The sequence below is a fragment of the Neisseria sp. P0001.S005 genome, from assembly GCF_051963715.1.
The window spans coordinates 1-10,121 of record NZ_JBQCTZ010000127.1 but is presented as its reverse complement, the minus strand read 5'-3'; the positions used below and the strand labels follow the sequence as shown (position 1 = coordinate 10,121).

At 49.8% G+C, this 10,121-nt stretch carries 11 protein-coding genes and 1 pseudogene; 8 read left to right on the top strand and 4 right to left on the bottom strand.

What is annotated here, in order from left to right; genetic code table 11:
- Window positions 1-1,260, top strand: a 1,260-nt coding sequence (locus ACTHSP_RS13845; RefSeq protein WP_440346293.1) for an SLC13 family permease, incomplete at its 5' end; no start/stop codon positions are given.
- Window positions 1,261-1,378: 118 nt separating this feature from the next.
- Window positions 1,379-1,888, top strand: coding sequence for a peptidylprolyl isomerase (locus ACTHSP_RS13840; RefSeq protein WP_004519830.1), 510 nt, complete (start codon window positions 1,379-1,381; stop codon window positions 1,886-1,888).
- Window positions 1,889-1,963: 75 nt separating this feature from the next.
- On the opposite strand, the gene ACTHSP_RS13835 is transcribed toward ACTHSP_RS13840, so the two are convergent.
- Window positions 1,964-2,461 (bottom strand): YbhB/YbcL family Raf kinase inhibitor-like protein, encoded by a 498-nt coding sequence (locus ACTHSP_RS13835; protein ID WP_440346292.1) that lies wholly within the window; start codon window positions 2,459-2,461, stop codon window positions 1,964-1,966.
- 186 nt (window positions 2,462-2,647) lie between these two features.
- On the opposite strand from ACTHSP_RS13835, the gene ypfJ reads away from it, so the two are divergent.
- A complete protein-coding gene (gene ypfJ, locus ACTHSP_RS13830) occupies window positions 2,648-3,487 on the top strand; it encodes a KPN_02809 family neutral zinc metallopeptidase (protein ID WP_440346291.1) in 840 nt (279 codons plus the stop codon).
- 121 nt (window positions 3,488-3,608) lie between these two features.
- A complete protein-coding gene (locus ACTHSP_RS13825; protein ID WP_440346290.1) occupies window positions 3,609-4,991 on the top strand; it encodes a phosphomannomutase/phosphoglucomutase in 1,383 nt (460 codons plus the stop codon).
- Window positions 4,992-5,096: 105 nt separating this feature from the next.
- Here ACTHSP_RS13825 and rpe read toward each other — a convergent pair whose 3' ends face one another.
- Window positions 5,097-5,777 (bottom strand): ribulose-phosphate 3-epimerase, encoded by a 681-nt coding sequence (gene rpe / locus ACTHSP_RS13820; protein WP_314511538.1) that lies wholly within the window; start codon window positions 5,775-5,777, stop codon window positions 5,097-5,099.
- A gap of 277 nt (window positions 5,778-6,054) precedes the next feature.
- On the opposite strand from rpe, the gene ACTHSP_RS13815 reads away from it, so the two are divergent.
- Window positions 6,055-6,483 carry a Spy/CpxP family protein refolding chaperone gene (locus ACTHSP_RS13815; RefSeq protein WP_049336552.1) on the top strand — a complete coding sequence of 143 codons (429 nt, stop codon included), beginning with the start codon at window positions 6,055-6,057 and terminating at the stop codon, window positions 6,481-6,483.
- A 65-nt stretch (window positions 6,484-6,548) separates the two neighbouring features.
- Here the strand turns inward: ACTHSP_RS13815 and ACTHSP_RS13810 are convergent, their stop codons facing one another.
- A complete protein-coding gene (locus ACTHSP_RS13810) occupies window positions 6,549-7,415 on the bottom strand; it encodes an ATP-binding protein (RefSeq protein WP_314511536.1) in 867 nt (288 codons plus the stop codon).
- A gap of 15 nt (window positions 7,416-7,430) precedes the next feature.
- Complete coding sequence (locus tag ACTHSP_RS13805) at window positions 7,431-8,045, bottom strand: riboflavin synthase (protein WP_070589828.1); 615 nt, start codon at window positions 8,043-8,045, stop codon at window positions 7,431-7,433.
- A gap of 125 nt (window positions 8,046-8,170) precedes the next feature.
- On the opposite strand from ACTHSP_RS13805, the gene ACTHSP_RS13800 reads away from it, so the two are divergent.
- From ACTHSP_RS13800 to ACTHSP_RS13790, 3 genes and pseudogenes are all read left to right on the top strand, one after another.
- Complete coding sequence (locus ACTHSP_RS13800; RefSeq protein ID WP_314511533.1) at window positions 8,171-9,016, top strand: 23S rRNA (adenine(2030)-N(6))-methyltransferase RlmJ; 846 nt, start codon at window positions 8,171-8,173, stop codon at window positions 9,014-9,016.
- A gap of 130 nt (window positions 9,017-9,146) precedes the next feature.
- The gene (locus ACTHSP_RS13795; RefSeq protein WP_314511532.1) at window positions 9,147-9,500 is read left to right on the top strand and encodes a hypothetical protein; all 354 of its coding nucleotides are present in this window, start codon (window positions 9,147-9,149) and stop codon (window positions 9,498-9,500) included.
- 67 nt (window positions 9,501-9,567) lie between these two features.
- Window positions 9,568-10,121 (top strand): annotated as a pseudogene (locus ACTHSP_RS13790) (class 1 fructose-bisphosphatase); the annotation flags it as partial.

The window sequence follows — 10,121 nt, the reverse complement described above, 5'->3', positions numbered from 1 at the left end:
GCCAACAAAGGTATCGCGCTGTTGATTTTCGTTGCGGCACTTTGGTTTACCGAAGCCGTACACATTACCGTTACCGCGCTGATGATCCCTATCCTTGCCGTTGTACTCGGCTTCCCGGATATGGACATCAAAAAAGCAATGGCAGGCTTTGCTGATCCGACGATTTACATCTTCTTCGGCGGCTTCGCACTTGCTACCGCACTGCACATGCAACGTCTCGACCGTAAAATCGCCGTCAGCCTGTTGCGCCTGTCCCGCGGCAATATGAAAGTTGCCGTATTGATGCTGTTTGCCGTTACCGCCTTCCTGTCTATGTGGATCAGTAACACTGCGACTGCCGCGATGATGCTGCCTTTGGCAATGGGTATGATGAGCCACCTCGATCAAGAAAAAGAACGCAAAACCTACGTTTTCGTCCTGCTCGGTATCGCCTACTGCGCCAGTATCGGCGGCTTGGGTACCGTGGTCGGTTCTCCGCCGAACATGATTGCCGCCAAAGCGCTGAACTTGGACTTCGTCGGCTGGATGAAGCTCGGCCTGCCGATGATGCTGTTGATTCTGCCGTTGATGCTGTTCTCCATGTACGTCATCCTCAAACCTAATTTGAACGAGCGCGTGGAAGTTAAAGCCGAATCTATCCCTTGGACTTTGCACCGCGTTATCGCGTTGTTGATTTTCTTGGCAGCCGCCATCGCTTGGGTATTCAGCTCCAAAATCAAAGCCGCATTCGGTATTTCCAACCCCGATACCGTTATCGCCCTGATTGCCGCCGTTGCCGTCGTCGTATTCGGCGTGGCGCAATGGAAAGAAGTTGCCCGTAATACCGACTGGGGTGTATTGATGCTCTTCGGTGGCGGTATCAGCTTGAGCGCGTTGCTGCAATCTTCTGGCGCATCTGAAGCATTGGGTCAGCAAGTTGCTTCCACATTCTCCCATTCTCCTGCATTGCTGGTGATTTTCGTGGTTGCCACCTTCATCATCTTCCTGACCGAGTTCACCAGTAACACGGCTTCCGCCGCCCTGCTTGTGCCTATTTTCGCCAGCATTGCCGCGCAAATGGGTCTGCCGGAACAAGTCTTGGTATTCGTCATCGGTGTCGGTGCATCTTGTGCCTTCATGTTGCCGGTTGCCACACCGCCTAACGCGATTGTGTTCGGTACAGGCTTAATCAAGCAACGCGAAATGATGAATGTCGGCTTATTGCTGAACATCCTCTGCGTAGTATTGGTTGCTCTGTGGGCTTATGCTGTACTGATGTAAACCATCAACCTAAACAACAAGGCCGTCTGAAAGAATATTTTTCAGACGGCCTTGAAGTTTGTCGTTCAGACACAATTTAACGAATGATTCAAAACCGGATTCTAACGAAAGGAAACCCATGATTATCCTGCACACCAACAAAGGCGACATCAAAATCGAACTCGATTTCGACAAAGCCCCCGTTACTGCTAAAAACTTCGAGCAATACGTTAAAGACGGCTTCTACGACGGCGTAATCTTCCACCGCGTCATCAAAGGCTTCATGATTCAAGGCGGCGGCATGGATGAAAACATGAACGAAAAAGAAACCCGTGATCCGATTCAAAACGAAGCATCCAACGGTTTGCCTAACGAGAAATACACCATCGCCATGGCACGTACTTCCGATCCTCATTCTGCCAGCGCGCAATTCTTCATCAACACTGCCGACAACGCTTTCTTGAACTTCCGTTCTAAAGAGCTGTACGGCAAAACCGTTGTCCAAGACTGGGGCTATGCCGTATTCGGTAAAGTCGTTGACGGTTTTGACGTTGTCGATGCTATCGAAGGCGTTTCTACCAAACGTCACGGCTACCACGACGACGTACCGAGCGAACCTGTCATCATCACTAAAGCCGAAGTGGTTTAATTGATTTGATTTCCCATAAAAACAGCCTGTCCGAATTAAAAACGGACAGGCTGTTTTCAATAATGACGCATACCGTCATACATCATAAGTACCGACCACGCATGCCGAATCCAAAACATGGCCCTGCATGGCAAAATGCAGCTCATTAAAGCGGAAACCGCGCGGCAAATCCAAAACGGTATCCAGCGCGTACACAATCAGTTCATAACGATGGCGGTTGTTCGGTGGCGCCATACCGCCGTAAAAAGAAGCCTCTTCAATTTCAAATTTACCCAATGCGCTCGCCCAAGTGTTTGCACCCTGCGTAAAATCTGTTGCAGAAATACTTTCATTTTCTGCCACGAAAGTACGTTTCAAATCCGAAATCAACCAATGCGTCCATACGAAACCCGATGCTGAAATGGCATCTTTGTCTTCCAACACCACGGCAAACGATTTTATTCCTTCAGGTACATCTTCGATCTCAAAAGGAATCGAATAAGAAGGCATACCGCTCGGGCTGAACTGGCTGCCGCGCTTGCCGTATTTGTCTTCAAATTCGCCGTTGACAATAGCTTTACTGCTGACTTTCATCTTATATCTCCCAATAGTAGGTTTATTCATTCTAACAAACACCAAGGCCGTCTGAAAGATACTGCCGTTTTCACTTTCCAGATGTCGCATTTTCAGACGGCCTCAAGCAATATTCACAACTCGATCAAACACATTTGGCATTCCATAGTATAATCCGCCGCATGAAAACTACACAGGATACGCATTATGGATTGGAAAGGTCGTGAACAAAGCCAAAACGTCGAAGATCGCCGCGGAAGCCGCGGCGGCGGTGGCGGCAAAACACCGGGCATACTCGGCATTATCGTGGTTTTGATCGGCGCATATTACGGCGTGGATTTGAGCGGTTTGGTTGGCGGCTCATCTTCGATGAGCATTCCTACCCAGCAAGCTTCCCGACTCGACAGCCAACAAGAAGCCGAATTGAACGAACTGTCCCGCGTTGTCCTTGCCGATACGGAAAAAGCATGGAGCAAATATTTCCAACAACACGGCCAACGCTATACACCGGCAACCATGGTGTTGTATGAAGGCGGTACGTCCACCGCCTGCGGTACGGGCCAATCTGCCATGGGCCCGTTTTACTGCCCGGGCGACCAAAAAGTTTATTTGGATTTGAGCTTCTACGAAGACATGCGCACCAAGCTCGAATCGGCCAGCGATGCTGCGTTTGCCTACGTTATTGCCCATGAAGTCGGCCATCACGTTCAAAACCTGCTCGGCATTCTGCCTAAAGTCCACAAAATGCAACAGCAAGTCGGCAAGAAAGAGGCCAATGCTCTTTCCGTCAAACTCGAATTGCAGGCCGACTGCTTCGCCGGTATTTGGGGACACTACGCCGTCAACAACAATATCTTCAAAGCCGAAGACATTCAAAAAGCGATGCTGGCTGCCGAATCCGTCGGCGATGACCGCTTGCAGAAACAGGCTCAGGGCTATGTCGTTCCCGACAGCTTTACCCATGGCTCGTCCGAAGAACGCATGACTTGGCTCAAACGCGGCTTGGAAAGCGGCGACATTAACCAGTGCAACACTTTCAACAATTGATTCGTCCAAACAACACTGTTCTTTGATGTAACGACAAAAGGCCGCCTGAATTCTTCAGACGGCCTTTTAGCCGTGTTAGAATAACGCCTATTATTTTCCCTTAAATTCAAAGGAAATCGACATGGCAAATATCGCCCGCGACATTTTCAAAGCCTACGACATCCGAGGCATCGTCGGTAAGACCCTGACCGACGAAGCTGCCTACTTAATCGGCAAAGCCATTGCCACCAAAGCCTCCGAAAAAGGCATTACACGCATCGCACTCGGCCGCGACGGCCGTTTGAGCGGCCCCGGCCTGATGGCACAAATTCAACGCGGTTTTACAGACAGCGGCATCGACGTCCTCAACGTCGGCATGGTTGCCACCCCTATGCTTTACTTCGCAGCCATCAACGAATGCGGCGGCAGCGGCGTAATGATTACCGGCAGCCACAATCCGCCTGATTACAATGGTTTCAAAATGATGCTCGGCGGCGACACGCTCGCAGGAGAAGCCATTCAAGAACTTTTAGCCATTATTGAAAAAGACGGTTTTGTTGCCGCCGACAAACAAGGCAGCGTAACCGAAAAAGACATCTCCGGCGAATACCACAACAACATCGTCGGCCATATCAAGCTCAAACGCCCGATGAAAATCGTGATTGACGCGGGCAACGGTGTCGGCGGCGCATTTGCAGGCAAACTCTACAAAGGTTTGGGCAATGAAGTTACCGAACTTTTCTGCGAAGTGGACGGCAATTTCCCTAATCACCACCCTGATCCTTCCAAACCGAAAAACCTGCAAGACCTCATCGTCGAGCTTAAAAACAGCGATGCCGAAATCGGCTTGGCATTTGACGGCGATGCCGACCGCTTGGGCGTGGTCACCAAAGACGGCAACATCATCTATCCAGACCGCCAACTGATGCTTTTCGCGCAAGACGTGTTGAGCCGCAATCCTAAAGCCAAAGTGATTTTCGACGTCAAATCTACCCGTCTGCTCGCGCCTTGGATTAAAGAACACGACGGCGAACCTGTGATGGAAAAAACCGGCCACAGCTTCATCAAATCCACCATGAAAAAAACCGGCGCACTGGTTGCCGGCGAAATGAGCGGCCACGTTTTCTTTAAAGAACGCTGGTTCGGCTTCGACGACGGCATGTATGCCGGCGCACGCCTCTTGGAAATCCTGTCTAACTTCGACAATCCGTCCGAAGTATTGAACAAGCTGCCGCAAAGCATTTCCACTCCGGAACTCAACATCGACCTGCCGGAAGGAAGCAACGGCCACAAAGTGATTGAAGAGCTGGCTGCCAATGCCAAGTTTGAAGGTGCGACCGAAATTATCACCATCGACGGCTTGCGCGTTGAATTCCCTGACGGCTTCGGCCTGATGCGTGCTTCCAATACCACGCCGATTTTGGTATTGCGTTTTGAAGCGGATACGCAAGAAGCGATTGAGCGTATTCAAAACCAATTCAAAGCAGTCATTGAAAGTAATCCTGCATTGAAATGGCCGCTGTAAGGGTTTAGGCTAAAACAAAAGGCCGTCTGAAAATCATTTCAGACGGCCTTTAATATTCAATATTGTTATTCCAAAGTTTGAAAAACCAAGAATATCCCGGCTTAGTTATCCGACTTGCGCCAACTGTTGACGCATTTCATCGATAACGGCTTTGTAATCCGCTTTGCCAAAAATCGCCGAACCGGCAACAAACGTATCCGCACCTGCCGCCGCAATTTCAGCAATATTGTCTGTCTTCACGCCGCCATCGACTTCCAATACGATATGGCGGCCGCTTTGCCGTTCATACTCGTCCAACATCTCACGTACCTTGCGGATTTTCACCAGCGTATTCGGGATAAAGCTTTGTCCGCCAAAGCCCGGGTTGACCGACATCAGCAACACCATATCCAGTTTGTCCAAAACGTTTTCCAGAATATTGACCGGCGTAGCAGGATTCAATACTAAACCTGCCTGACAGCCGTATTCTTTAATCAAACCCAAGCTGCGGTCGACATGGCGGCTGGCTTCCGGATGAAAGGTAATGATATTGGCACCGGCTTTGGCAAACGCATGAATCAAATCGTCCACCGGCTCAACCATCAAATGCACATCGACCGGCACGGTTGCATACGGTTTCAAAGCTGCGCAAACCATAGGGCCGAAAGTCAGATTCGGCACGTAATGATTGTCCATCACATCAAAATGAATCAAATCCGCACCGGCGCGGATAACTTCGGCAACCTCTTCGCCCAAACGGGCAAAATCAGCAGACAAAATACTGGGGGCAATACGGTAGTCGGTCATGTTTATTCTCCTAAAGTGTGTTCCTTTGTCATTATCGCATTTTTAACCCTATGTTGTATGCCGCCGACAACGTCTCTGCCGTCATTTTTGTGAATTTACATTTCATATACATTAATGAAACTTATAATCACATAGTAAGGCTTTGAAAATAAATTATTAGATTACATACACATTCAAAAAAATCTAACATCATTAACAAAAGTTAACTGCATTGATACTGCCTTTCACACGCTTATCGGTTATATTTCCAAACCTGATGAAACATTAGGAAAACACCGTGTCTGTTGCACTTTCCCGCTATCCGACTTTTATTTTCTTAGCACTCGCCCTACTCTGTTCCAGTCTGCCTGCACACGCCGGTCCGTTTCTGGCCACTTTGGACGACTTCCACCCGAATTGCGACATCCGACAGCTCAATTTATCCGCCGACCAACACGCCGCCCTGCGCCGCCTGCGTACCGACTTCAAACAAATCAACGATAAAGCCTACCGCAAAACCGTACGCTCCGACCGCAACCGCCGCCAAACCATCATCAAAATCCTCTCCGGCGATTCATTCGACTCAAACGCCGCCCGTGATTATGTTGAAAACCGCTACCTCTCCAGCATGGACTACGCGGTGGATGAAATGGAAATCCAATACCGCCTCTATCATCTGCTCAATCCGCGCCAACGCCAGCAATGGTTGTCCTCATGCTTGCGCTGATGGATAAATAAAAATACAAAAAGGCCGTCTGAAACCATATTCAGACGGCCTTTACTTTTTCAGCCTTAATCCAGCACTCTTTCTTCCGGCAACCGACCTGCCCAGTCGCAGGCAAACTGCCATGCCGAGCGGCCCGAACGGCTGCCGCGCATTTGCGCCCATTGCAACGCGGCTTGGCGTGCCGTATCGTCAAAAGGCACATTGAAATCGTCCAACCAGTTGGCTACGGCAGTCAAATAATCGTTTTGGTCGAAAGGATAAAAACTCAACCATAAGCCGAAACGGTCGGAAAGGGAAATTTTCTCCTCAACAGCCTCTTTCTGATGAATTTCGCCGCGAATGCCCGTAGTACCGCCGTTTTCATCCATGTATTCGGGAATTAAATGACGACGGTTGGAAGTAGCATAAACCAAAACATTGGTGCAACGTTGCGACAGACCGCCGTCTAAAGCAGTTTTCAAGGCTTTATAGGTTTCATCACCACTTTCAAACGACAAATCATCGCAGAAAACGATAAATTTCTCGGGACGCTCGGACAACAGCGTCAACAAAGCCGGCAGACTGATCAAATCGCTTTTGTCCACCTCAATCAGTCGCAGGCCGCGATCTGCATATTCGTGCAACAACGCTTTAACCAAGGAGGATTTACCCGTACCGCGCGCGCCGGTCATCAAGACATTATTTGCTGGGCGACCTGCCAAAAATTGCTCGGTATTGCGTTTCAGCCTGTCGGTTTGCGAACCGACTGCCGCCAATCTACTCAAAGGAAACGTATGCGGACGCGGCAGGCTTTCCAAAATACCTTTTTTGCCCACACTGTGCCAACGGTAGGCCAAAGCGCGCCAGTCGGTTTTACCGGCTTCGTCAGGCAGGATTAAATCCAGACGGTTTAAAACGGAATTCGCTTTTTTCAAAAAATTAGATAATTTCATTTCGGCTTTCTTTTTTCAGACGGCCTTTTGAGCCAATACACGCATCACGGTATCGACAACGGCTTGGGTTTGCGGATCGATTTCAATATTGATGAGGTCGCCTTCTTTGCGGCTGCCAAACAGGGTACGCTCCAAAGTCTCCGGAATCAGGTGTACGCAAAATTCGCTGTCGCTGACTTCGCCTATGGTCAGGCTGCAACCGTCCAAACCGACAAAGCCTTTGGTCAGGATGTAGGGCTTGAGGTTTTCCGGCAGCTCAAACCAAACTGTACGGTTGAACTCGCTGGATTCGATACGGGAAATTCGGGTAACCGCCATCACATGACCGCTCATCACATGGCCGCCGATTTCATCGCCAAATCGTGCCGCGCGTTCCAAATTGACACTGTCGCCGACTTTCAAGCTACCGAGATTGGTTTTGCGTAAGGTTTCGTCCATCAAATCAAAGCTGACTTTGTTGCCGTCGATTCGGGTAATGGTCAGGCAGCAGCCATTGTTGGCGACAGAAGCGCCGATTTGCAGATTGTCGGCGATTTCGGGGGGCAGCTCGACAGTGTGGGTACGAAAGTCGGGCGAAGGTTGGGCGATGTCTGTAATTTTGCCCATGCCTTGTACGATGCCTGTAAACATGATGTCTTCTTTCCGATGGTACGATAAGGCGGATATTGTAGCATTTTCCAGGCACAAAGGCCGTCTGAAAGCGGTAATGGCGATGGTTTGGGGTATAATCGGATTTTTATTTCCGCAGCCCGATCATGCTTAGCTACCGCCACGCCTTCCATGCCGGCAACCATGCCGATATGCTCAAGCACTTTACCCTTTTCCTCGTCCTCGAATATTTCAACCGCAAAGACAAGCCTTATTGGTATATCGATACGCACAGCGGTGCCGGTTTGTATGATTTGAGCGGCGATGAAGCGCAAAAAGTCGGCGAATACAAACAAGGCATTGCACTCTTGGAACAAGTTGACAAGCTGCCTGCCGAATTGGCCGAATTTGTAGGCCGTCTGAAACAAATACTGCCGCAAGATAACCTTTACTGCGGCTCGCCTTGGCTGGCACAGGCGCTCACGCGCGACAGCGACAAAATGCGCCTCTTTGAGTTGCATCCTGCCGATTTTGTCCATTTGCAAAACAATATGCGCGAAGTCCGTCCGCCGCGCAAAGTGCAAGTCAGCCAAGCGGACGGTTATCAGGGCCTGATTTCACTCTTGCCTCCTCCGCCCCGCCGCACCGCTGTCTTGATTGATCCGCCCTACGAAGAAAAACAAGACTACCGCCGCGTCGTCCAAGTCTTGAAAGATGCCTTGAAACGCTTTGAAACCGGCTGCTACATGGTTTGGTATCCCTGCCTGAGCCGCGAAGAAAGCCGCAAACTGCCGGACGAACTCAAAAAAATCGCTCCCGACAATTATCTGCACGCCGAACTCCATGTCCATACGCCGCGCAGTGACGGCTTCGGTATGCACGGCAGCGGCATGTTTGTCATCAACCCGCCCTATATGCTTGCCGAACAGCTGCAAAACAATCTGCCCGAACTTGCCAAAATTTTGGCGCAAGATGCCTGCGCGCATTATGTATTAGAAAGCAAAACGAAATAAACGCTGCCGTCTGAACGCATACCCAAGCGCTTCGATTTTGCCGCCATACCTGTTCAGACGGCCTTAACCCTTTATATTTAAGCCTTTTTCCACTACAATTCACAACATAACAATTAACGGCCGTCCACTCATGAATATACACACACCCCTAGCCTGCACGCTCCTGCTTTGCGCGTGCAGCGAATCAGCAAAAAACGAATTTAAAGAAGAATTTACCCAAAGTTTCCGCACCGAATTTGTCCGCTCGGCAACCGAAGCCTGCGTAGAAAAAGCTTCCGGAAAAAGCCCGTTTGATTCTGCGACCACTGAAAAAATCTGCCGCTGTATCGGCGAAAAAACAGTCGACCAAATCAATCCTGAAGAAGCGACCTCACTTTTGGGCGGCAGCGACTCCATGAGCGACGAGCTGAAGAAACGCATCAAAGACACCAGCATCGCCTGCACTAAAGAAGTTTTAGGCATGGCCGAGAGCAAAACCAAATGAACACGCCGTTTTCAGACGGCCTGAAATTGAAAAATATTCGATTCAAACTTAGGAAAAGAGTGAAACCATGAAGACATTGAACCAATTCTTAGCCCAACACCTGCCCGAACACAAACTGCCGCAAGAGCTGGCCAGCGTACTGGAATCCGTAGCCGCCGCCTGTTTGGACATCAACGCCAAAGTCCGCCTCGGCGCGCTTTCCGGCGTTTTGGGCATGGCAGGTACCGGCAACATCCAAGGCGAAGACCAAAAGAAACTCGATGTCATCGCCAACAACATCATGATTGATGTTTTAAAAGCGAACTCCAACATCGCCGGTCTTGCCAGCGAAGAAGAAGACACCTACGTCGCCACACACGAAAACGGCGGCTATTTGGTATTGTTTGACCCACTGGACGGCTCTTCCAATATCGACGTCAACATCTCCGTCGGCACCATCTTCTCCATTTTGGCGAAACCTGAAGGTGCATTGACTACCGAATCCTTCCTGCAAAAAGGCCGCGACCAAGTGGCAGCAGGTTATGTTTTATACGGTCCGCAAACTCAACTGGTACTGACTGTCGGTCACGGCGTATTCGTCTTCACTCTGGACGATGCCAACCAATTCCTGCTGACCAAAGA

Coding starts and splice junctions, on each gene's coding strand:
- ACTHSP_RS13840 (WP_004519830.1), top strand. CDS start 1,379: ATGATTATCCTGCACACCAACAAAGGCGACATCAAAATCGAACTCGAT.
- ACTHSP_RS13835 (WP_440346292.1), bottom strand. CDS start 2,461: ATGAAAGTCAGCAGTAAAGCTATTGTCAACGGCGAATTTGAAGACAAA.
- ypfJ (WP_440346291.1), top strand. CDS start 2,648: ATGGATTGGAAAGGTCGTGAACAAAGCCAAAACGTCGAAGATCGCCGC.
- ACTHSP_RS13825 (WP_440346290.1), top strand. CDS start 3,609: ATGGCAAATATCGCCCGCGACATTTTCAAAGCCTACGACATCCGAGGC.
- rpe (WP_314511538.1), bottom strand. CDS start 5,777: ATGACCGACTACCGTATTGCCCCCAGTATTTTGTCTGCTGATTTTGCC.
- ACTHSP_RS13810 (WP_314511536.1), bottom strand. CDS start 7,415: ATGAAATTATCTAATTTTTTGAAAAAAGCGAATTCCGTTTTAAACCGT.
- ACTHSP_RS13805 (WP_070589828.1), bottom strand. CDS start 8,045: ATGTTTACAGGCATCGTACAAGGCATGGGCAAAATTACAGACATCGCC.
- ACTHSP_RS13800 (WP_314511533.1), top strand. CDS start 8,171: ATGCTTAGCTACCGCCACGCCTTCCATGCCGGCAACCATGCCGATATG.
- ACTHSP_RS13795 (WP_314511532.1), top strand. CDS start 9,147: ATGAATATACACACACCCCTAGCCTGCACGCTCCTGCTTTGCGCGTGC.